We start from the raw sequence: 21,466 nt of genomic DNA, 5'->3' as shown, positions 1-21,466 counted from the left end.
TGCACCCGAATCCCAGCGCGTCGCTGGACTGGTTGGATTGCATACCATGAAACTTATTATCAAAGGATTGGGGCTGAGCGCACTTGTTCTCAGTATGTTTGCTCATGCAGAAACGAAAACACTGAACGTTTATGCGTGGGGCGGCTATTTGCCAGAAGCGTCACTAAAAGCATTTGAAAAACAAGAAGGTGTGACGGTTAACTATTCGACCTTTGAGAATAATGAGTCAATGTATACCAAGCTGAAATTACTCAAAGGCACAGGTTATGACGTTGTGTTTGCTTCTGCGTATTTCATTGAAAAAATGGGAAGAGAAGGGCTGTTAGCCAAGATCGACCATGAGCAGGTACCAAACATGCAAGACACAATGCAAGGTTTGCTAGGACAAGCGCACGATCCTAACAATGACTACTCGCTGCCGTATATTTGGGGCGTTACTGGGATCAGTTACAACGAATCGATGGTAGAACAACCTGTGACAAAATGGGCAGACTTATGGGATGCGCATTATGAGCAACAAGTGATGTTGATTGATGACATTCGCGACGTGTTCGGTATGGCTTTAAAAATGAACGGCCACAGTGTGAACAGTAAAAATGAAGCGGAAATCAAACAAGCTTACGAATCGCTGGTGGCGTTGAAAAACAATGTGCTGCTTTATAACTCAGATGCACCACAGGTTCCGTATGTGTCGGGAGAAACCTCGGTTGGTATGCAATGGAATGGTAACGCTTACCAGGGTCAGGTAGAAATGCCAGAGCTGAAGTTCGTGATGCCAGCAGAAGGCGCGGTGTTGTGGATGGATAATTTCACCATCCCATCAGGCAGCGAAAATAAAGTGTTGGCTCATAAATTCATTAATTTTATGTACCAGCCGCAAAACCAAGCAGAAATCGTTAATAGCCTAGGCTACGCCTCTGCAACGAATGCTGGACGTAATCTGTTGCCGGATGAACTGAAAAATAATGCGACCATTTTCCCTGCGGAAGACGACTTGGAAAAAGGCGAGTTCATTAACGATGTTGGCGCTGAAACTTTAGCGATTTATGAGAAATATTGGCAGAACTTAAGAACTCAATAACGATAACAGGCGCGATAGCGCTAACTTGAAATAACTTAGTTCAAGACTCTGAACACCCCTCATCATTGATGTGATGAGGGGTCTTTTTTTATCGGCTAAACTGCTCGCGTCACCAAACAGAAATGCTTCTTGCCGCGCTGAAGTAGCCAGTATTGGTCGAAAAGTGGGAAGCTCAGACTCGGCTTTTCGCTGGAGACTTTTTCGCCATTAACACTAATGGCATTGTTATCAATCAGCTCTCTGGCAATGCGTTTTGAACTTGCTAAACCAGATTCAATAAGCAGCGTTACTAAGTCTTGTTGAGTACTGTGAATGCAAGGCAAGCCATCCAATTCGAGCTGCTTTAATTCACTTAAGCTCAATTGTTGAACATCACCACTGAACAGCGCCTGAGTGATGCGCTCGGCACTCGCTAAGCCCGCTTCACCGTGAACGAAGCGTGTCATTTCTTCAGCAAGAATACGCTGCGCCTGTGGCTTTCCTTTGCTTGAAACATCTTGTGTTTCGATTGCTGTAATCTCTTCACAACTCAAGAACGTGTAGTACCGCAAGAAGTGGTATACATCGGCGTCTTCTGCTGCCAGCCAAAACTGGTAAAACGCGTAAGGTGAGGTTTTGGTTGGATCTAGCCAAACTGCACCGCCTTCCGTTTTACCAAATTTGGTGCCATCGGACTTGGTAATAAGCGGCAATGTTAAGCCAAACACTTGCTCACTATTTTGACGGCGTGTTAAGTCTATCCCACTGACAATGTTACCCCATTGATCATTCCCGCCGATCTGCAATCTACAGCCGTACTGACGGTTGAGTTCGGCAAAATCGTAGGACTGTAAAAGCGCGTAGCTAAATTCGGTAAAGGAGCTCCCTTGATCAGGTCGTTGCAAGCGCTGTTTCACCGATTCGCGGTTGATCATAGTGTTGATCGAAAAGTGCTTACCGACATCGCGGAAAAAATCGATCACATTGATTTTCTGCATCCAGTCGGCATTGTTAACCAGCTGCATTGGCGTCGCCAGTTGAGGGTTCATCAGTTGCTGGATTTGTTTGGACAGATCATTCACCCAGCCAGCCACCGTTTCTTGCGAATTAAGGTTGCGCTCGGTAGCTTTAAAACTTGGGTCGCCAATCATACCTGTTGCTCCGCCAATCAGAGCGATGGCTTGATGCCCCGCATCCTGAAAGCGCTTAAGCATAATTAAAGGCACGAGGTGTCCGATATGCAGGCTGCCTGCGGTTGGATCGAATCCGCAGTAGACGGTTTGTGGCTCCGATAAAAGCGTTTGAATCAGCTCTAAATCACTGGCTTGCGCGATGAGTCCTCGCGCTTGTAAATCATCAATCAATGTCATTGTCTTATCTGCCTGAGTTATTGTTTCATTCAGACTAAAGCGCGACAGTGCTGACCGACATATCCCTAAAGGGACAGTTTGTTATCTCACGCGGGTAATCAGATGATTTAAAAACAGCTGAAATAGCTCGCCAAGTGAAGAGACTTTCAACTGTGAGTATATCCGTTTGCGATGATTTTTGACCGTGCCTTGCACCAGTTCCAGTCGAGTCGCAATTTCTTTGGTATCAAACCCTTGTACGAGCAGCTGGGCGACTTCCTGCTCTCGTCGGGTTAATGTATCGGTGCCAAATGTTGTCAAAGCGTGTTCGATAACTTCTCTCAGATTGCCAGAATATGTCTCGGGATTAAAAACGGGCTCAGACATTGAAAACTCAGCTTGTTTCCAGTGTTGCTGGCACAGCGATTGAAGTATCGAAAAGTAAGGTTGTAATCGGTTTATTTGCTGCTTTGAGAAGCGTTTGCCTTCTTCCAGATAGCCGAAATAGAACATTACCCAGGAATGTGCTTCGACTTGGATCAGCATACTGAGTTCATCTTTCCAGCCGGTCTGACGATAAAATTGGTCGCAATAGGCTTGGTAATCCACTCCCTTACGAACCACATCTTTTAGCGTAAAAATCCCTTGTTGCTTGTAGTCGTTTAACTGCTGGAAAAAGGGATCATTTTGAAACGAATTGGTGAGATAGCGTTGAAAGAGCAAATCACGCTCATTTTGAATCGAATCATAAAGATAAATAGGGTGTTTGTTTTCACGATATCCCAGTATCACCGCGCAATCAAAATCGAATAAAGCGCTGATCACCCGCATCAATTTCGGCGTGAAATTAGGCGTATTTAAGGCAGAGATGGCCTCTGCGAGGAGCGTATTAAAGTGAGTGTCAGACATGCGAAGTTGAATTGAAGTTGTTTCATGTAAGCATAACCAAAACCGACTCAACGAGAAAGGGGAGCGTCACCTTTTGCTTCGGCGGTTCTCCCCTTGGCTTCTATTTGTTCTTGAGTCTTTCACTTACTGAGAGTTGGTTAGCTCCTCGTTGACCCAGTATTTAGAACCAGACACATTGACATCGACTAACAGACCTTTTGAGTTCAACTGGTACACCGCGACACCACTGTTAAAGTGTGTGCTGAGTTCCTCTCCTTCATCGCCTGCAAGAGCCGTTGCCTCGCTGGACGCTTCCCAGCCTTCATTAACGAAAGTGTCGAAATCTTTTTGGTTTTCAAACAGCACCACTTGTTGATAAAACTTGCCGCCAGCGCCGAGTGCCAAGCCCATTCCGAACATGTTCATGTAAGTGCGTTTTTCTGTCTCTTTATTTACCGCAACGCCAGAGCCAGAGTTGGTGTGGAACAGTAAAGATAACTTGCGAGAGTCAAATACCGCGTAGCCATATGCTTGGTCGTAGAGTGCCTTCGCTTCCGGTTTTTCATTGAAGAGTTTGAACATGGTGCTATCAGCCATCAAATCGACCGCTTGTCGTGCTTCTTCTGGCGTATCGCCTTCCATCAGCTCATCAATCTTTTTATCCGCGATATCAATCCACTCTTTGCTTTTTTCAATGCTCGCATCTGTCCATTCACCAGCCGTGTTCATCGCTTCTTCTGACCAGTTCATAAAATCTTGCCAAGCTTGTTTGGAATACGTTTTCGTACTGTCCCATGCCTCTTGTGCACCTTCCGCAACCGCATCACCCAGCTCAGACATCTTTTCGGAAATTTTATCCCAGTCTGCATGGGCCGGAGAGGCAAGTAACATTAGCGTTGTTAAGATAACGATCGGTTTTTTCATCGACTTCAATCTCTTGCGAAATGGGTTTCTTTCATTCTAGGTGAAAATCTGCAGAGGGAAAATTACGCATGACGCTAGGCTGCGAATATTGTCACGAACTCACGCAATATTGACATAAGGTCTTGCTACAGAATGCAAAAAGCCCCCAAACCGAAGTTTGAGGGCTTTAGATTAGAGAATTCTAACGCGAATTACTTGCTAACTTTACCTAGCTGCAACCAAGTATCGATAACCGTATCTGGGTTAAGTGATACAGAGCTGATGCCTTGCTCCATCAACCATTCCGCTAAATCTTCATGGTCAGAAGGGCCTTGGCCACAAATACCTACGTATTTACCAGCTTTCGTTGCTGCGTCGATTGCCATTTTCAGCATGACTTTAACCGCAGCGTTACGCTCATCAAATAGGTGAGCGACGTCGCCAGAGTCACGGTCCAGACCAAGTGTTAGCTGAGTCATATCGTTTGAACCGATAGAGAAGCCGTCGAAGTACTTCAAGAACTCATCTGCCAGTACTGCGTTTGAAGGCAGTTCACACATCATGATAACTTTCAGACCCTGGTCACCACGGCGTAGGTCGAACTTAGCCAACAGGTCGATAACCGACGCTGCTTCGCTTGGAGTACGAACGAACGGGATCATGATCTCGATGTTCTTCAAGCCCATTTCGTTACGAACGCGTTTGATTGCTTGAGTTTCTAGTTCGAAACAGTCTTCAAACACTGGTGAAATGTAACGAGATGCACCACGGAAGCCCAGCATTGGGTTTTCTTCATGCGGCTCGTAAGATTTACCACCTACCAGGTTGCTGTATTCGTTAGACTTAAAGTCAGACATACGAACGATAACGCGTTTTGGCCAGAATGCAGAAGCGATAGTCGCGATGCCTTCTGTTAGCTTACTTACGTAGAAGTCGATAGGATCTTTGTAACCACGGATACGCTGCGTGATTTCTGCTTTTAGCTCATCGCTTTGAGCATCAAAGTTCAGTAGCGCTTTCGGGTGAATACCGATCATCTTGTTGATGATGAATTCAAGACGCGCAAGACCAACACCTTCGTTTGGAATTTGAGCGAAGTCGAATGCGCGATCCGGGTTACCCACGTTCATCATTACTTTAGTCGGTAGCAATGGTAGCTCATCGACAGAAGAACGCTTTACTTCAAAATCAAGATCGCCTTGGTAAACGTAACCTGTTTCGCCTTCTGCACAAGATACCGTCACTTCGATACCGTCAGACAGTTTGCTGGTTGCATCACCACAACCAACGATAGCTGGGATACCAAGTTCACGAGCGATGATCGCTGCGTGACAAGTACGGCCGCCACGGTTGGTTACGATAGCTGACGCTTTCTTCATTACTGGTTCCCAATCTGGGTCAGTCATGTCAGTTACCAGTACGTCGCCGTCTTGAACCAGTGACATTTGGTCTAGTGAATCAACTAAACGTACCGCACCTTTACCGATACGTTGACCGATTGCACGACCTTCAACTAAAACGTCTGCTTTGTTGTTTAGCTCGTAACGCTCGATAACGTTCTTTTCGCTTTGAGAACATACGGTCTCTGGGCGAGCCTGAACGATGTAAAGCTTACCGTCGATACCGTCTTTCGCCCACTCAATGTCCATTGGACGCTGGTAGTGCTTCTCGATGATCATCGCTTGTTTTGCAAGCTCTTTAATTTCGTCGTCGTTTAGAGAGAAAGTGTTGCGCTCTTCATCCGACGTATCAATGATGTCTACTTGTTTGCCGATTTCTTGGCTGTTTGAGTAGATCATTTTGATCTGTTTAGAACCGAATGTTTTCTTCACGATTGGGTGAGCACCCGCTTCCAACATTGGCTTGTGAACGTAAAACTCATCCGGGTTTACTGCGCCCTGAACCACCATTTCACCCAGACCCCAAGACGAAGTGATGAATACCACTTGGTCGAAGCCTGATTCTGTGTCCAGAGTAAACATTACGCCTGAAGAAGCTTTGTCAGAACGCACCATGCGCTGGATACCTGCTGACAGTGAGATACCACGGTGGTCAAAACCCTGGTGTACACGGTAAGAGATAGCGCGGTCGTTAAATAGAGAAGCGTAAACGTGCTTCGTCGCTTCCATTACAGCGTCAATACCTTTGACGTTTAGGAAGGTCTCTTGCTGACCAGCAAAAGATGCATCAGGTAAGTCTTCCGCTGTTGCAGAAGAGCGAACTGCAACTGAAAGTTCAGGGTTACCTTCAACCAGTTCTTGATAGTTTTCACGGATATCTTGTTCAAGATCTGCTGGGAAAGGGGCGTCTAAAACCCATTGACGGATGGTCGCGCCTGTCTTACGCAGAGCGTCTACATCCTCAACATCCAGTTCATCGAGTAGTTGGTGAATACGATCATCCAAACCTTCATGGTCAAGGAATTTATTGAACGCATATGAGGTTGTCGCAAAACCATTTGGAACAGAAACGCCAACGTTAGCTAGGTTAGAAACCATTTCACCAAGCGAAGCGTTCTTACCGCCGACTTTGTCGACATCATTCATGGATAGGCCATTGAACCAGAGGGTGTTCTTTTGCATGTCTTTCTCCAGAAACATTGCAGCTTTTGTAGGGGGACTTAAGTCAATCTAAACAAATGCTTACTCGTTATTGTCAGTTAAAATCACAGAGGGTGTTTTTATAAATTGTGTAACCAGAGTAATAAGCTACTGAAATTTATAAATCACTATGAGCGACTTTTTCTGAACAATTTTCGACCATTCACTTGTTCAGGTTGATATCAAAGGCAATCGATTACGTTCTAGCTAAAAAAAACTCAACGAATTTTCAAAGCTGTGGGGAACCTAACTGAAAGCCAAACTGATTTATTAATATTATGTTGACCATCCTACTCAAAAGATTTTGAAATATTAAACAAAAATGCAAACAAATACCCAAAGTCGTGATGTATTCTATGTTTCTGACGGTACGGCGATAACATGTGAGACATTAGCCCATGTTGTTCTAGGTCAATTTTCATTCATTCCTAATGAAAAAACCTTTCCTTTTGTGGAAACTCCAGACAAAGGATTGGATGTCGTCAAAGAAATAGAAGCTTCCTACCGCCGAAATGGTGTTAAGCCTCTGGTGTTTTTCTCTATAGTTGTGCCAGAAGTGCGGGAAATGCTGCTTGCGGCTCCAGCTTTCAGCTACGATGTGCTTGAAAGCATTGTGCAAAAAGTTCAGGACGACATTCAGATGGCACCCACGCCAAAGTTGCAGCGCTCCCGAAGTGTGGGTAAAGACTCCGATACTTACTTTGACCGCATTGCTGCAATCGAATATACACTCGCCCATGATGATGGCATTACGCTAAAAGGCTTGGAGCAGGCAGATATCATTCTTCTGGGTGTATCGCGCAGTGGAAAAACCCCAACCAGCTTATATATGGCAATGCAGTTTGGTCTGCGCGTGGTGAACTACCCGTTTATTGCGGAAGACGTAAAGATGCTGCGCTTGTTGCCTGAGTTTGAGATACATCGTCATAAGTTGTTTGGATTGACCATTACCCCTGAACGATTGAATGAAATTCGCGAGAATCGTTTATCGGGCAGTGATTACGCCAGTGAAGAACAATGTAAATTGGAGTTGAATACGGTTGAAGCGCTGTTCCGAAGAGAAGCGATTCCTTATATCAATACCTCGTCGCTTTCTGTTGAGGAAATTTCGACTCGAATTTTGGAAAAGGCGGGAATGAAGCGTAGATTGTTTTAACGGGAAACCGTTCTAGACCGAAACGGCGTTCAGTCAGGTTTCAAAAATAAAAAAAAGCGGCTTCACCCCGGAACAGATGGAAGCCGCTGCCAAAAGATGTGGTTTACCAACGTTGGTTGGTATCCATCACACCTTAACGCATAATCATTTGTTCACGACCAGGACCCACAGAAACCATTTTTACTGGTACGCCCATAAGTTCTTCAATACGTAGTACGTATTTCTGTGCCGCTACTGGTAGCTCTTCAAACTGACGACATCCTGTGATGTCTTCGCTCCAGCTTTCCATTTTCTCGTAGATTGGTGCTAGTGCTGCTGTTTGAGGCCAGATTGGGTTTTCGCTGTGATCGCCTTCGTAGCCAACACAGATTTTAAGATCGTTAAGACCCGTCAGACAGTCTACTTTGGTTAGTGCGATTTCTGTCGCTGCTTGTAGCTCAACCCCGTTTTTGGTTGCTACTGCATCAAAGTAACCCATGTCGCGTGGACGGCCTGTTGTTGCGCCGAACTCACCTGCAAGTTCACGGAATGCATCTTGCTCTTCCATTGCAGTGATCAGCGTGCCTGTACCTACTGATGAACTGAATGCTTTCGCCACAGCAATTACACGCTCTGGACGAAGAGCTGGTAGGCCACTACCGATACCTGCATACATAGAGACAACATTTGAAGACGTTGTCCATGGGTATTCACCGTAAACCAGGTCACGACCAGCACCAAGTTGCGCTTCGAATAGCAGGGTCTTGTCTTCTGCTTGCAGCTCTTTAAGAGGAAGCGTTACGTTACAGATAGCATCACGCCAAGGTGCCGATACTTCTAGTAACCAGTTCGCTAACTCTTCTGCCGTCTGTTCAAACTCAAATGTAGGGTAAAGCGCACGTAGTTGAGGTAGTTTCCAATCCATCATAAATTGAAGACGTTCAACTAGTACTTCAGGTTGCTTTAACCAACCAACAAGAATGCCTTTTTTCATCACACGGTCACCGTACGCAGGTGCAATACCTTGACGAGTAGAACCATATGCTTTGTCGCCTAAACGCTGTTCTTCTAGCGTATCTTCAAGTGCATGTAGAGGTAGACACAGTGTTGCGCGATCAGAAATGCGCATATTCACTTTGACGCCCGCTTCTTCAACTTCCGTAATCTCCTGAGACAGCAACGCAGGGCTGATAACCATACCCGGACCTAAAACTGCCAAACAGTCTGGGTTGAATACGCCACTTGGAAGCTGGTGTAGCTTAAACGTGCCCAGGTCGTTAACCACGGTGTGACCCGCGTTGTTACCACCTTGGAAACGAATACTCGCAGAAGCTTGCTCTGCCAAAAAGTCAACGATGCGGCCTTTGCCTTCATCACCCCAGTTTGCACCCACAACAACGATAGACGACATAATTTGTACTCCAATAACAGACCGAAAAATCTTATGTTGTTCGCCTTAATAAGAGAAATTAATTATACTCATAAGCTTGATAAGAAATTCATATCGGAGTGGGCAATGTTGGATTTGAATTGGCTGAGGACATTTGTCACGTTGGCTGAAGTGAAACATTTCGGCAAAACGGCTACGGAGCTGCATATGACTCAGCCGAATGTCAGCTTGCACATTAAGCAGCTTGAGCAAGCAACACGGACGAAATTGATTGAACGAAATCCTGTGCAACTGACTCAGGCTGGAAAGCGCTTGTTGAATACTGCGCAGCACATGCTGAACGAGCTGCAGATCTGTCAGTCGGATCTTAATGCGATTAATGATCTTACTCAGGGAACGCTTTCGATTGCTGCCAGCGATATTGTCTCGCGCTTGTTACTTATCAAACCATTTCAAAAATTCAAAAACGAGTATCCGGGCATCGATTTAGCACTCTTCAACACCACTTCATCTCAAGCGGTGGACTTAGTGAAACGTGCCCGAGCAGACATCGGTTTTGTTATCGCTCAGAAAGAGAGTCAACCGCTTCACTTTACTCCTCTAACGCAAATTCACTGGTGTGCTTTTGGCGACAATATCTTTGAGTGGCAGGAAAACAAAAAGGAAAGCCAGACACTGATTTTGCTTGGGCACGATACACGGACCCGTGAACTGATCGATGCTTCTTTGCCGGAGCTGAAGCTGCCAAAGCATAGAGTGATGGAAGTAGGCAGTGTGGAAGCGCAAATCGATTGGGCTGAAGCCGGTTTTGGCACCGCGATTGTTCCGGACTTTTCGATTGACCCAAGGCTGAAGTTAACCAGAGAGGTGATACCATTGCCAAGCTTCCCCAACACAGACTTTGGTTACATCGTTCGCCAGAATCAGGTGTTATCCAAAGCGGCCAAGCAATTGCTGACTTGGGTTGGAGAGAATGTGTCAGTGGTAAGTTGAACGGGGTTGGAAGGGGACGTTAAACATGACTGTGAAGGTGATGTTAGAAACGCAGATTTAGAACGCAACAGGTGAAAACAGCCTGTTGCGTTTATTGAGTTAATTCAGCTATCAGCTATCGCTGACGGTTTCGCTGTCTTTCTTATTGACCTGAAAACGCAGTATGTGAGTACGCTCAATCAGAACATAAAGGACAACCCCAGTTACTAGCCCCCAGCTTGCGCCATAGACAGCAAGAACCACGCCCATCATCCCGGCAATACCACGCTCAGTGTTATTGTTTAGCTGCTCTAGTCCTACCATCAGGCAGATGTAACCCGTTAATAGCAGAGTTAACGACAGCGCTATCGGCAGCACAGGTTGGAAGAAACTAACCAGTGGAAGCGCGAACAGAGCAATAAAACCGGTGATCCAAAACGTACCCGCGCCGCTGTAGATAGAGTCCATTGCTTCGCGCCCATGCTTGTAACGCTCTGCCATTGTTGCAGCAACTGCGGTCCATAATGGTCCGGCTAGGCCTGGGTATGGTGCGAAGAAAGCGTGTAAGGCGTTACGAATCGCGGTGACTAAATGAACACGGTCGATATTGTTTTCAATGACTTCATCGGTACGCAGTTCATCCGCTCGTTGCATCAATGATTGACCTACAATGATGTCCCCGAAGGCAATAATGTAAGCAATAACAGCGGTTGGAATGGCCATCAGAAATACATCTAAATCCGGGAAACCAATATTAAATGGTAAGTACTGCCACATTCCGACAAAGTCTGGTTGAGTAATTCCCCATTGGATATCAGGCATTGGGTATTCACCGACCAAAATGCCCACTGAAATGGCGATAAGCATGCCAGGAACCATACCGTAATTAACGATTTTTTTCGCCAGTGGCACTCTATCTATCAATCCTTTGAAAGAAACTGAGAACATCAAATACAAGCAGACCAAACTGCCAATGCTCAGAGAGATTGGAGTGGCAGCCAGGCGTCCACCGCTGGAGATCTCGCCCATTATTGCCGCGATCCCGGCACCGATGATGATCCCTGCTTTGAGCGAGTTCGGTACCAATTTAACCATCGCGGAGCCCAAACGAGTCACGCCCAGGACTAAGAAGATGATAAATACCAGTAGTTGAAGAGCGAACAGCGCTTGTATCGCTTCTGGCCCCGGCTTGAAGTCGCCAAGAAAGAGTAAAACCACCGGAATACCCGGAGTGATCCAGCCTGGCACAAACGGCACACCTAACATTGCTGGAATCATAAAGCCAATTCCGCATACCACTACGTAGGCCAGAGCGATGTCATAAGGTAGTCCGAGATATTTCTCTAAAAGGGGGATCATCGCTAAGCTCACTACAAACATAATTAACGCTTGCAGCATTTCCGCAAATTCCCAGCGGTAGTGAATGAAAGGCAGTCGAATTTTAAAAGGACCCAGTGGCCAGTATGGTTGTTCGGTTCCCTGCTGTCGTTTATAAACTTGCATGGCGTCTTCCTTGTTGACGTTATCGGGGGAGTATTACTTTGCTGTGTTGCAGTAAAAGATGGGGAAGCAATGCCTCCCGATCTAATTACTTATTTAGATTTATTATTTACTTAGATTTCTTTTGCCCAGTCGCGAAGAATGTACTTTTGCACTTTCCCTGTGGACGTTTTGGGTAAGTTGGTGAAGACAATGGTCTTTGGAATTTTAAAGCCAGCTAAGTGCTCACGGCAGTAGTCGAGAATTTCATTTTCACTCGTGAATCTGTTTTGCTTAAGAGTGATAAATGCACATGGCGACTCGCCCCAGCGTTCATCTGGCTTGGCGACGACGGAAACTTCAAGAATATCGGGATGTTTGTAGAGAACGTCTTCCAGCTCAATGGTAGAAATGTTTTCTCCACCAGAGATGATAATGTCTTTAAGGCGGTCTTTGATCTCTATGTAGCCGTTAGGGTGGCATACACCTAAGTCGCCGGTGTGGAACCAACCACCCTCAAAGGCTTCTGCCGTAGCGCTTGGATTTTTCAGGTAGCCTTTCATTACGGTGTTGCCTCGCATGAAAACCTCACCGATTGTTTTACCGTCTTTGACGACTGGTTTGAGCGTTTGCGTATCGGCTACCATTACTCCTTCAAGGGTTGGATAACGGACACCCTGACGTGATTTTAGTGTCGCGCGCTCTTCAAGGCTGAACTCATCCCAGCTCTCGTGCCATGCGCAGACAGTGACTGGCCCGTAGACTTCGGTTAAACCATAAACATGGGTAATGTTGATGCCCATTTTTTCCACATCGCCAATCACTTTTGCTGGTGGCGCTGCGCCAGCAACCATCGCGTTAACTGGATGGTCAATTGCGGCTTTGGCTTCTTCGGGCATATTAACCAGAGCGTTTAGAACAATCGGAGCTCCACATAAGTGGCTAACTTTATGCTCGCGAATCAGAGTGAGGACTTTTTGCGGGTCAACTCGGCGAAGGAACACATGTACCCCAGCCAAAGCCGTAATGGTCCATGGGTAACACCAGCCGTTACAGTGGAACATTGGCAGGGTCCAGAGGTAGACAGGGTGATGGCCCATTGACCAGGTCATTTGGTTGCCGAGTGAATTCAGGTAAGCCCCACGATGATGGTAAACCACGCCTTTCGGGTTGCCGGTGGTTCCTGATGTGTAGTTGAGAGAAATCGCCTGCCATTCGTCTTCTGGCCATTGCCAATCATAGTTAGGATCGCCTTCAGCCAGAAAGGCTTCATAATCGAGATCGCTGGTCGCTTCTTCTCCGCCGTATTCTGGATCGTTGACGTCAATAATCAGTGGCGGATTATCAATTAAAGTCAGTGCTTCTGTAATCACAGCATGAAATTCGCGGTCACAGACGAGTACTTTGGCTTCGCTATGTTTTAGCATGAAAGCGATGGTTTCGGCATCAAGTCTCACGTTCAGAGTGTTGAGAACCGCCCCTATCATAGGGACACCGAAATGCGCTTCTAGCATTGCTGGTATATTCGGCAGCATCACTGATACGGTATCACCTTTACCAATACCACGGCCGGATAAAGCCGAGGCGAGCTGACGACAGCGTTGATAGGTTTCTGACCAGTTGCGACGAATACTGCCATGAATGACAGCAGGGTACTCAGGGTAGACGGTTGCAGTGCGCTCCAAAAAACTCAGTGGAGTGAGAGCAATGTGATTCACTGCGCAATGCGTAAGATCGTTATCATAGATTGACATTTAAGATCCTTTTTTTAGCTATTGGTGATTCCGTTATCAGATACTTTTTGTTAACAAGTGTGTTCTTTAAATTTAATGTTTTATTAACATGTGCTAATTTATAGCATACCCGTATGAGTTATAGTAATAGCCTATAGTCTTATAGTATTTATCCTATATTCATCTATGCTGAGTGTCAGAGTGGAAGGCGTAAGGGAAGAATGTTTTGATAACCACATCTTTGGAAGACGGCATGGAAAGCGAACGTGCACAGCTTTACCTCAATTTATGGCTAAGTTTATTGAGTCAGGGTTCAGCCCCGGAGCAGGCTTCCGCTTTGCGTCGTTATGTCTCGACTTGGCCGGGTGTTCAACAGGTCTTTTGGCTCCCTTGGCAACCCTCTGAGCAGGTTTATACCAATGATGAAGATGGCCCTGCACTTCCGTCTGGACACGGTAATCCGCTGAATGCCAGTGATGATGGAATACGCGAACAATTGCAAAGCCAGATTTGTGTTCCCTTGCAGAATATGCGCCTTGGAGACTCTTGGCTGGCAGAACGTTTACGTCGTGCGGGGTTAGCTCATGGCGGGGTGATTTCTCTGATGCCAAAGGGGCGAACATCTGAAGGGGAAGCGGCTGAAGGGGAAGGGATACTCGTTATCTCAACCGAGCAGCCTAGTCATGTCTCATCTTTGGTCGCCATGGGAACCTTACTAAAAACACTGCTGGCAAATATCTCGGCGCAACCACCTGAAGGCTTACTGCAAAGTGATCCGTTACCCACGGTACGTTTTGATAAGCAAGCCAGGCCCAAGGCGATCAATATTTCCATGCAGAACCTACTGTCTTGTCGAGATGATCTGTCTCTACAAGATCTGTTGCCAGTTAACTACGTTCAATTAATTGCCTCTTGTCTGAAGCAGGAAAGAGTCATAGCAGAAGTGGAATCTAAATTAGATGAACGCTACTTTCTGTGGCAGTTTTTCCCTGAGCCTTCAATAGGGTCTGTCATCGTTCGCTGTCGAGACGCAACGCAAGAAATCCTGAATAAAAGAGAGGCAGAAACCGCTTCAAGGCTGTATCGCCTGATCACAGAAAACACGACTGACTTGATCTCTCGTCATCGTCCCGATGGTGGTTTTTTGGATGCTTCGGCTGCCTCTTGGACTCTACTGGGATATTGGCCTGAAGAGTTACGTGGCATGCAAGTTAGAGAGATGGTCCACCCTAGCGACCGAGATTTGCTTCTTTTGCAAATGGTTGAACCCTTGGAGCGAGATGGCTACCTGACTTTAACTTATCGTATTCGCCATTGTGATGGACACTACTTGTGGTTCGAAACTGCGTTTCGTGGCATTCGGGAAACTTATACTGGCGATGTGGTGGAAATTGTCGGCATATCGAGGGATATCACTGCCAGAGTAAGGGCCGAAGAGGAAAATAGACGACTGGCGGAAGTCGTCAGAGCCAACACCGATTTAGTACTGTTTACGGATTCGCTCTGGCAATTGACCAAGATGAACCCTTCTGCTCGCACCGCGTTGGGGATATGCGAAGAAGGTGAACTGCCGAATCTGGCTGATTTCCTGAGCCCTCAGGATTTTGACAGGCTTCGAGAGGAAGGTTGGGAGGAGGCCATCCGACAGGGAGCGTGGACCACCGAAGTGAAATTAACTCCGCTGAAGCACAAAACAGGTTTTGTCGCATCGTTAGTATTACTCGCGCACAAAGGTGCAGGAGGGCAGTATTACGCCTCGCTGGTTGCACGGGACATGACTGAGAGAGAGTTACGAGAGGCAGAACAGAGGCGTCATCAGGATGAGTTAGCGCATACTGCTCGCTTAGTTACGATGGGTGAATTGGCATCCGGTATTGCTCATGAGCTGAATCAGCCTCTGGCTGCCGTGATCAACTATGCGAGCGCCAGCCAGCGTTATTTAGAAACCCTTCCTCAAACTCCTCAAAATGCTGCGCGCGTTGCAGAAGGGCTGCAATTGATTTGTGGTCAGGCTAGCCATGCATCAGCCGTCATTAATCGTCTACGAAATTTTTTGCGCAAGAGCCCGCGAAATATTCAACCGTTAGACATCGATATGGTGGTGTGGGAAGCAGTGGGGCTTTGTGCGAGTGAAGCCAGTCGATATAAAGTCACCATCAATTATTGCAATGCAGAACATGAGAAACGACCGCTTGTATATGGCGATGCTGTTTTGTTGGAGCAGGTACTGATTAATCTGCTGCGAAATGCCATTGATGCCAACTGGAGTGTGCATCCTAATCAAGACTCAATGGTAGATATTAACGTGAGCACTAATGCGCAATGGTTGCTTATTCGTGTTAAGGATCAGGGACCAGGGCTAAAGCCGGACGAAAGTGACAAGCTTTTTACACCGTTTTATACCAGCAAACCGGATGGACTTGGGCTTGGGTTATCTATGAGTCGAACAATCGTGGAAGGTTTTGGCGGCAGTCTTGATGTTGAGCCTTCTGATCGCAGAGGATTAACGTTTTGTTGCTCATTGCCACTGCGTAGCAATAAAGATAGATCAGGGGAGAACAGGGGTCCCCGCAGCAACGCTTGTTAGGAGTATGACATGCAGAGTGAACAGATTGTATATGTGGTTGATGATGATCAGGGAATGCTCGATTCAACGGTTTGGCTGTTTGAATCGGTAGGGCTAAAAGCGGTGCCGTTTTCTTCCGGACAAGATTTCTTGTCATCATGTGATCCCGAGGCCAATGCGTGCGTTTTACTGGATATCCGCATGCCCGGGATGGGGGGGCTGCACATACAGGAAGAAATGCGTCGTCGAGGCATTAAACTGCCCGTCATTTTTGTTAGTGGTCACGCGGATGTACCCATTGTTGTGCGTGCATTTAAATCCGGAGCTGTCGATTTCATCGAAAAACCTTACAACGATCAGTTATTACTAGACAGCGTTCAGGATTCACTTCAAAGCGAGCCGAGTGTGATCAGAAGTAATGCCCAGCAGTTGATAGAGGAAAAGCTTGCTTCGCTTACCCCTCGTGAGCAGGATGTTTTTTTGCCGTTAATTCAAGGCTATACAAGCCGAGAGATAGCCGAACAGCTGGAAATTAGCATCAAAACGGTCGATTTATACCGTTCTCGAATTATGAAGCGTCTTGAAGCCAACAACTTACCCGAATTAGTCGGTATGGCGATTGTGGCGGGAGTGGTTGATCCTCTCGACTTACGTGCAAATAAAAAATGACTGGCGATGTGATGTCGTTATTTTTATCGCATGCATTTTTAGCCTCATGGTATGACCATGAGGCTAAGTACTCTAAGAAATAAATCCTAAAAGTCGGTGTGGCTCAGTTGCTCGTGTAACGTAAAACTATTTCAGAGTATCTGCGTTGTCACTACACATTCGACGTTAAACTCGCGAAATCAGGCTTTTCTTTTTCCTGATTGTCGATTCTCCCGCTCAGGCAAGTGAGAGCCAAAGCGATGGCCACGATAACTGCACCTATCCATGGCGTGTGCATTAGGCCAGCGTTCGAAACGATCAAACCGCCACCCCAAGAGCCTAGTGCGATACCGAAGTTAAACGCCGCAATGTTCAGACCTGAAGCGACATCGACAGCGTCAGGTGTGTATTTTTCTGCCAGCTGCACCACATAGACCTGCAAACCAGGGACATTACCGAACGCAAATGCTCCCCAAACTAAAATTGTGGCAACGGCCGCGATAGGGTTGACCGCACTGAAATTAAACACGATTAGAACAGTTGCAAGCCCGAAAAAAATGACTTTGAGTGCTTTAATTGGCCCCATTTTATCCGCCATTTTTCCACCCCAGATGTTTCCCACCGCGACAGAAACACCGTACACCAGCATAATCAAGCCAATCGCACTAGAACCAAAGCCGGATACTTGTTCAAGAATCGGGGCTAAAAACGTAAAGGCGGTAAATGTGCCACCATAGCCTAAAGCAGTAATTGCATAGACCAGTAGCAAGCGAGGCTGTGTCAATACTTTTAGTTGTGAAGTTAGCTTAGTTGCAGGTGGTTGTTTGAGGTTACTTGGTACTAAAAGGGCGCTTCCAATTAACGCAACCAAACCTAGTACAGCGACGATCAAGAAGGTCGCCTGCCAACCAAAAGATTGTCCGATGTAAGTACCTAGCGGCACCCCTGTTACCAGCGCGACTGTTAAGCCTGTAAACATGATCGCGATAGCACTCGCTGCTTTCTCTTTTGAAACCAGTCCTGTAGCAATCGTAGAACCGATTGAGAAGAATACGCCATGAGCGAGCCCTGTAAGGATACGAGCTAAAATAAGAGTGTTATAACCCGGCGCTTGCCATGCCATTACATTGCCTGCGACAAATAGTGACATGACGGCGAGCAAAACATGTTTTCTGTTCCACTTACCTGTTAAAGCGGTTAACACTGGTGCGCCAACGGCAACACCAAGGGCATATAAACTCACTAAGAGTCCTGCAGAGGGCAGTGACACTTGTAAGTCTGAGGCCATCGTTGGGATAAGCCCAACAATGACAAATTCGGTCGTTCCAATAGCAAAGGCGCTGAGCGTCAATGCAAGAAGTGCTAAAGGCATATTTATCTCCCTACTCGTTGAGTCATATCTTGTTGTTTAGAGAGCAGGATTATGCGTAAATGGTTTGTTGTTAAAAACATTGTTTAAAGCAAATTATATTTGTTATATATGCAATAATTTACTTGGTGTTTTACTAGTGTGGGGAAGGTGATGCTGACACGTTCTGATGACTTGGAAATTTTATTAGCGGTTGTTGATAGTGGTGGCTTTTCGGCAGCGGCAGAAGTTTTAGATATCCAATTAGCCAGGGTATCTCGTGCAGTAAGCAAGGTAGAAAGGCAACTCGGAGTATCGATATTAAATCGTACCACTCGTCGTGTAGAACTCACCGATGAGGGGCGGCAGTTTGTGGCTTTAGTTCGAGGCGGATTGGCTCAACTCCAAAAGGCTGAGGAAGAGATCATATCACGTGGAGAATTGCCTAGTGGTAATTTACGCGTCGATGCAGCTAGCCCATTCGTGTTTCACCAGCTGGTCCCGCTTGCACAGGCATTTAAGGAATCCTATCCCGATATCCATCTGGAGCTCACATCAAACGAAGGTTTTGTTGATTTGATCGAGAAAAGAACTGATCTTGCTATTCGTATCGGCAAACTAACTGATTCGACATTACATGCCCGTCCGTTGGGAAAGAGTTCGCTCTATATTGTTGCTTCCCCAGACTATATTTCTCGTCGCGGGATCCCAAAGCTCACTGCTGACTTAGCCCAACACGATACTATTGGCTTTTCCATCCCAAAGACGCTAAACAACTGGCCACTAAAAGGGTTTGACGTGTTAAAACCAACTTTTACCTCAAGCAATGGTGAAACGGTTCGGCAACTGGTCTTAGCGGGTAATGGTATCGCGTGTCTATCGGGTTTTATGGTGAAAAAAGATATTGAAGAAGGACGACTCGTGCCACTTTTAGAGTCTGAACGATTTCCTGATATTGGACGAGAGCAAGTTAATGCTGTTTATTACAAGTCGTCTTCTGTTTCTATGCGAATCTCGGCATTTATAGACTTTATTCAGCCCAAATTGTCACTATAAAATGATTTATAGATTCTCAATCGAAGCGTTTTTTACTTCGCTATCATTTTTCGTTTTCTTCACAAATCAATACTTTACGTAGTAAGCCGGCTAGCTGATCTTGCTCTTTTTTTGTTAATGCATTCAGCATGTTATCCATGTTTTCAACATGCGCGGCTAATGCAGTATCAATCAGCTCAACACCTTTTGAGGTCAAGGTGACTTTGCAGCTTCGTCGGTCTTGTTCGCTAGAAATACGTTCTACCAACCCTTCTTTTACCAACTGCTCCAATCGTGTACTGACAGCACCTGAAGAAAGCATGAGTGTCTTATATAACTCTGTGGGTGTGATACCAGAAGGATCGCTGCGACGCATCGTTGCTAAGATGTCGAACTCGATGCTGCTTAAGCCATGTTCTTTGAACACCTTATCCATCTTACTTTTCCAAGCATTACTGGTTCGGCGCAAACGTCCAATAACCCCCATAGAAGAGCAGTCCAGATCTGGTCTGACGCTTTTCCATTGAGCCAGAATAGAATCGACACTATCCAATGACATTTTTATCTCCTGTGTAAATATCTTTTTAAAAAGATACTTGATCGTAAATTAAACATCTATTACTTTATAAAAAGTATCTTTTGCAAAAGATACTTTTTATAAAGAATGTTGGAGGCGTCAGTATGCAAGGATTACATCAGATTAAGACAATCGGTTTGACTGCAATAGCACCGATCGTGTGGGGAAGTACTTATATTGTGACAACGGAGTTATTGCCACCGGAAAGCCCATTGCTTGCATCGACGATTCGAGCTTTGCCGGCAGGTCTGTTTTTAGTCTTGATTAGCAAGACGTTACCTGATCGCAAATGGCTGCTGCGTCTTGCGGTACTTGGTTTTTTAAATATCGGTTTGTTTTTCTACTGTCTATTCTTCGCTGCTACTTATTTACCCGGGGGGATGGCGGCGATAGTGATGTCTATCCAGCCTATGGTTGTGATCCTACTTAGCTGGAAGTGGCTTGAATCAGAGCTATCATCGCGTCAAATGTTGGCGAGTGCGGTCGGAATATTGGGCATTGTCTTATTAGTCATCAACAGTGCTGTACAGATCAATTTGACGGGGGTGGCGGTGGCTTCTGTCGGCACATTAAGTATGGCTTCTGGCGTTGTATTAACGAAAAAGTGGCAAAGACCCCAAGGCATGACCTTATTGGGCTTTACGGGCTGGCAACTGCTTTTTGGTGGATTCATGTTGCTGCCAGTGGCTTTATGGGTTGAAGGGCTACCTGAATCCTTAAGCTTGCCAAATTACATTGGGTATCTGTATCTGAGTGTGATTGGCGCGATTTTAGGCTACTCCCTATGGTTTCGAGGAATCGAGAAGCTGCCACCGATTACGGTTTCTTTTCTCGGTTTTCTCAGCAGCGTATCTGCATGTGTATTGGGCTATCTCGTGCTCGATCAAACCCTTACTTGGCTTCAGCTGTTAGGGGCGATGTTTGTCCTAATTGCTATCGTTCTGGCGGCTCCTCGCGTGGCTGCGTCATCTAATAAATCTAATGACTTACTTTCTCCAAGCTTTAAAAAGGAATTAATATGAAGATTACCATTGTATCTGGTAGCCAACGTGCAAACGCGCAAAGTCTGCAAGTTGCAGGCTATTTAAAGTCACTTTCTTTAGAGCATTTCGATACCGCAGACATTTTAGATTTGCATCAACTTAACCTTCCATTTTGGAACGAAGGTGTTTGGCAACAAACTGAAGAGTGGCAGCAATGGACACCCATTTCCGAGACACTTAAACACTCGGATGCCGTGATTCTTATTACCCCAGAGTGGCATGGAATGGCGACGCCAGCGCTCAAGAATTTTTTGCTGTTGTCTACCGATGAAGAATTGGCACACAAGCCAGTACTTTTAGTCAGCGTGTCAGCTAGTGTAAATGGCGTGTATCCGATCAGTGAACTGCGCATGACGGGAAACAAGAACAACCACGCGTGCTTTTTACCGGATCATTTAATCTTTCGCAATGTAGAGGAATTGATCACGACTGACTACCAATGTACCGACCAAGCTATGCATCAGCGTAGTCAGTATACAATGACGTTACTCGCTAGTTATGCGCGGGCATTGGCTCCAGTTCATCGTGATATGGTCGCTTTGGGCAAGGCATTTCGCTACGGGATGTAACAGCAATCTATGCTTTGCTTTAAGTTGTTTTATTCTACTTCTACTTCATCTTGACCAAGAATGTCAGGCTATGTATTCATTAGGTTAACCGTTGATGAGTGGCCTGACGTCATACTTTTTGGGGACTGGCTACCTTGACTAAAAGAGTAAGAAACAAGTAAGCTGTAACAA

General features: G+C 46.0%; 17 protein-coding genes. 8 read left to right on the top strand and 9 right to left on the bottom strand.

The genetic code is table 11. From position 1 onward, the window contains the following. Nucleotides 1-46: 46 nt before the first annotated feature. Nucleotides 47-1,081: an ABC transporter substrate-binding protein gene (locus L9Q40_RS15720; RefSeq protein ID WP_014233650.1), complete on the top strand. Its 1,035-nt coding sequence runs from the start codon at nt 47-49 to the stop codon at nt 1,079-1,081. Between the two features lie 95 nt (nt 1,082-1,176). Here the strand turns inward: L9Q40_RS15720 and tyrS are convergent, their stop codons facing one another. The 4 genes from tyrS to ppsA form a co-directional block, all read right to left on the bottom strand. Beyond that, nucleotides 1,177-2,430: a tyrosine--tRNA ligase gene (tyrS, locus tag L9Q40_RS15715; RefSeq protein WP_498793875.1), complete on the bottom strand. Its 1,254-nt coding sequence runs from the start codon at nt 2,428-2,430 to the stop codon at nt 1,177-1,179. Between the two features lie 81 nt (nt 2,431-2,511). Next, complete coding sequence (locus L9Q40_RS15710) at nt 2,512-3,318, bottom strand: LuxR C-terminal-related transcriptional regulator (protein WP_498793874.1); 807 nt, start codon at nt 3,316-3,318, stop codon at nt 2,512-2,514. Nucleotides 3,319-3,441: 123 nt separating this feature from the next. Continuing rightward, on the bottom strand, nt 3,442-4,221 hold the full coding sequence (locus L9Q40_RS15705) for a YSC84-related protein (protein ID WP_014233653.1): 780 nt from the start codon (nt 4,219-4,221) through the stop codon (nt 3,442-3,444). A 191-nt stretch (nt 4,222-4,412) separates the two neighbouring features. Further along, entirely contained in the window at nt 4,413-6,782 is a 2,370-nt protein-coding gene (ppsA, locus tag L9Q40_RS15700; protein WP_014233654.1) for a phosphoenolpyruvate synthase, read from the bottom strand. A 340-nt stretch (nt 6,783-7,122) separates the two neighbouring features. Here ppsA and ppsR point away from each other — a divergent pair, with 340 nt between their 5' ends. Then, nucleotides 7,123-7,956: a posphoenolpyruvate synthetase regulatory kinase/phosphorylase PpsR gene (gene ppsR / locus L9Q40_RS15695; protein WP_014233655.1), complete on the top strand. Its 834-nt coding sequence runs from the start codon at nt 7,123-7,125 to the stop codon at nt 7,954-7,956. 133 nt (nt 7,957-8,089) lie between these two features. On the opposite strand, the gene L9Q40_RS15690 is transcribed toward ppsR, so the two are convergent. Beyond that, nucleotides 8,090-9,346: an adenylosuccinate synthase gene (locus L9Q40_RS15690; protein WP_498793873.1), complete on the bottom strand. Its 1,257-nt coding sequence runs from the start codon at nt 9,344-9,346 to the stop codon at nt 8,090-8,092. A gap of 105 nt (nt 9,347-9,451) precedes the next feature. On the opposite strand from L9Q40_RS15690, the gene L9Q40_RS15685 reads away from it, so the two are divergent. Beyond that, nucleotides 9,452-10,318: a LysR family transcriptional regulator gene (locus tag L9Q40_RS15685; protein WP_020334440.1), complete on the top strand. Its 867-nt coding sequence runs from the start codon at nt 9,452-9,454 to the stop codon at nt 10,316-10,318. Between the two features lie 111 nt (nt 10,319-10,429). Here L9Q40_RS15685 and L9Q40_RS15680 read toward each other — a convergent pair whose 3' ends face one another. Further along, nucleotides 10,430-11,800, bottom strand: coding sequence for a hypothetical protein (locus L9Q40_RS15680; RefSeq protein ID WP_014233658.1), 1,371 nt, complete (start codon nt 11,798-11,800; stop codon nt 10,430-10,432). A gap of 110 nt (nt 11,801-11,910) precedes the next feature. Further along, the gene (locus L9Q40_RS15675) at nt 11,911-13,530 is read right to left on the bottom strand and encodes an acyl-CoA synthetase (RefSeq protein ID WP_498793871.1); all 1,620 of its coding nucleotides are present in this window, start codon (nt 13,528-13,530) and stop codon (nt 11,911-11,913) included. 205 nt (nt 13,531-13,735) lie between these two features. Between L9Q40_RS15675 and L9Q40_RS15670 the strand changes: the two genes are divergently transcribed. Both L9Q40_RS15670 and L9Q40_RS15665 read left to right on the top strand, forming a co-directional pair. Beyond that, nucleotides 13,736-16,096: a PAS domain-containing sensor histidine kinase gene (locus L9Q40_RS15670; RefSeq protein ID WP_498793870.1), complete on the top strand. Its 2,361-nt coding sequence runs from the start codon at nt 13,736-13,738 to the stop codon at nt 16,094-16,096. 9 nt (nt 16,097-16,105) lie between these two features. Next, nucleotides 16,106-16,744 carry a response regulator transcription factor gene (locus tag L9Q40_RS15665; protein ID WP_014233661.1) on the top strand — a complete coding sequence of 213 codons (639 nt, stop codon included), beginning with the start codon at nt 16,106-16,108 and terminating at the stop codon, nt 16,742-16,744. Between the two features lie 151 nt (nt 16,745-16,895). Here L9Q40_RS15665 and L9Q40_RS15660 read toward each other — a convergent pair whose 3' ends face one another. Next, nucleotides 16,896-18,095 carry an MFS transporter gene (locus L9Q40_RS15660; RefSeq protein WP_498793869.1) on the bottom strand — a complete coding sequence of 400 codons (1,200 nt, stop codon included), beginning with the start codon at nt 18,093-18,095 and terminating at the stop codon, nt 16,896-16,898. Between the two features lie 150 nt (nt 18,096-18,245). On the opposite strand from L9Q40_RS15660, the gene L9Q40_RS15655 reads away from it, so the two are divergent. Continuing rightward, nucleotides 18,246-19,127 carry a LysR substrate-binding domain-containing protein gene (locus tag L9Q40_RS15655; RefSeq protein WP_498793868.1) on the top strand — a complete coding sequence of 294 codons (882 nt, stop codon included), beginning with the start codon at nt 18,246-18,248 and terminating at the stop codon, nt 19,125-19,127. A gap of 43 nt (nt 19,128-19,170) precedes the next feature. Here the strand turns inward: L9Q40_RS15655 and L9Q40_RS15650 are convergent, their stop codons facing one another. Beyond that, nucleotides 19,171-19,665 (bottom strand): MarR family winged helix-turn-helix transcriptional regulator, encoded by a 495-nt coding sequence (locus L9Q40_RS15650; RefSeq protein ID WP_498793867.1) that lies wholly within the window; start codon nt 19,663-19,665, stop codon nt 19,171-19,173. 122 nt (nt 19,666-19,787) lie between these two features. On the opposite strand from L9Q40_RS15650, the gene L9Q40_RS15645 reads away from it, so the two are divergent. Both L9Q40_RS15645 and L9Q40_RS15640 read left to right on the top strand, forming a co-directional pair. Further along, the gene (locus L9Q40_RS15645; protein ID WP_420660106.1) at nt 19,788-20,705 is read left to right on the top strand and encodes a DMT family transporter; all 918 of its coding nucleotides are present in this window, start codon (nt 19,788-19,790) and stop codon (nt 20,703-20,705) included. Beyond that, on the top strand, nt 20,702-21,295 hold the full coding sequence (locus L9Q40_RS15640; RefSeq protein ID WP_498793865.1) for an NADPH-dependent FMN reductase: 594 nt from the start codon (nt 20,702-20,704) through the stop codon (nt 21,293-21,295). Before L9Q40_RS15645 ends, L9Q40_RS15640 begins: the two co-directional genes overlap by 4 nt. The last annotated feature ends 171 nt before the right edge of the window (nt 21,296-21,466 follow it).

The organism is Allocatenococcus thiocycli, assembly GCF_921292965.1.
Lineage (GTDB): Bacteria > Pseudomonadota > Gammaproteobacteria > Enterobacterales > Vibrionaceae > Vibrio > Vibrio natriegens.
This window is presented reverse-complemented; position numbering and strand designations above follow the sequence as displayed.

Coding starts and splice junctions, on each gene's coding strand:
- L9Q40_RS15685 (WP_020334440.1), top strand. CDS start 9,452: ATGTTGGATTTGAATTGGCTGAGGACATTTGTCACGTTGGCTGAAGTG.
- L9Q40_RS15675 (WP_498793871.1), bottom strand. CDS start 13,530: ATGTCAATCTATGATAACGATCTTACGCATTGCGCAGTGAATCACATT.
- L9Q40_RS15705 (WP_014233653.1), bottom strand. CDS start 4,221: ATGAAAAAACCGATCGTTATCTTAACAACGCTAATGTTACTTGCCTCT.
- L9Q40_RS15690 (WP_498793873.1), bottom strand. CDS start 9,346: ATGTCGTCTATCGTTGTTGTGGGTGCAAACTGGGGTGATGAAGGCAAA.
- L9Q40_RS15645 (WP_420660106.1), top strand. CDS start 19,788: ATGCAAGGATTACATCAGATTAAGACAATCGGTTTGACTGCAATAGCA.
- tyrS (WP_498793875.1), bottom strand. CDS start 2,430: ATGACATTGATTGATGATTTACAAGCGCGAGGACTCATCGCGCAAGCC.
- L9Q40_RS15720 (WP_014233650.1), top strand. CDS start 47: ATGAAACTTATTATCAAAGGATTGGGGCTGAGCGCACTTGTTCTCAGT.
- ppsR (WP_014233655.1), top strand. CDS start 7,123: ATGCAAACAAATACCCAAAGTCGTGATGTATTCTATGTTTCTGACGGT.
- L9Q40_RS15650 (WP_498793867.1), bottom strand. CDS start 19,665: ATGTCATTGGATAGTGTCGATTCTATTCTGGCTCAATGGAAAAGCGTC.
- ppsA (WP_014233654.1), bottom strand. CDS start 6,782: ATGCAAAAGAACACCCTCTGGTTCAATGGCCTATCCATGAATGATGTC.
- L9Q40_RS15710 (WP_498793874.1), bottom strand. CDS start 3,318: ATGTCTGACACTCACTTTAATACGCTCCTCGCAGAGGCCATCTCTGCC.
- L9Q40_RS15640 (WP_498793865.1), top strand. CDS start 20,702: ATGAAGATTACCATTGTATCTGGTAGCCAACGTGCAAACGCGCAAAGT.
- L9Q40_RS15655 (WP_498793868.1), top strand. CDS start 18,246: ATGCTGACACGTTCTGATGACTTGGAAATTTTATTAGCGGTTGTTGAT.
- L9Q40_RS15680 (WP_014233658.1), bottom strand. CDS start 11,800: ATGCAAGTTTATAAACGACAGCAGGGAACCGAACAACCATACTGGCCA.
- L9Q40_RS15660 (WP_498793869.1), bottom strand. CDS start 18,095: ATGCCTTTAGCACTTCTTGCATTGACGCTCAGCGCCTTTGCTATTGGA.
- L9Q40_RS15665 (WP_014233661.1), top strand. CDS start 16,106: ATGCAGAGTGAACAGATTGTATATGTGGTTGATGATGATCAGGGAATG.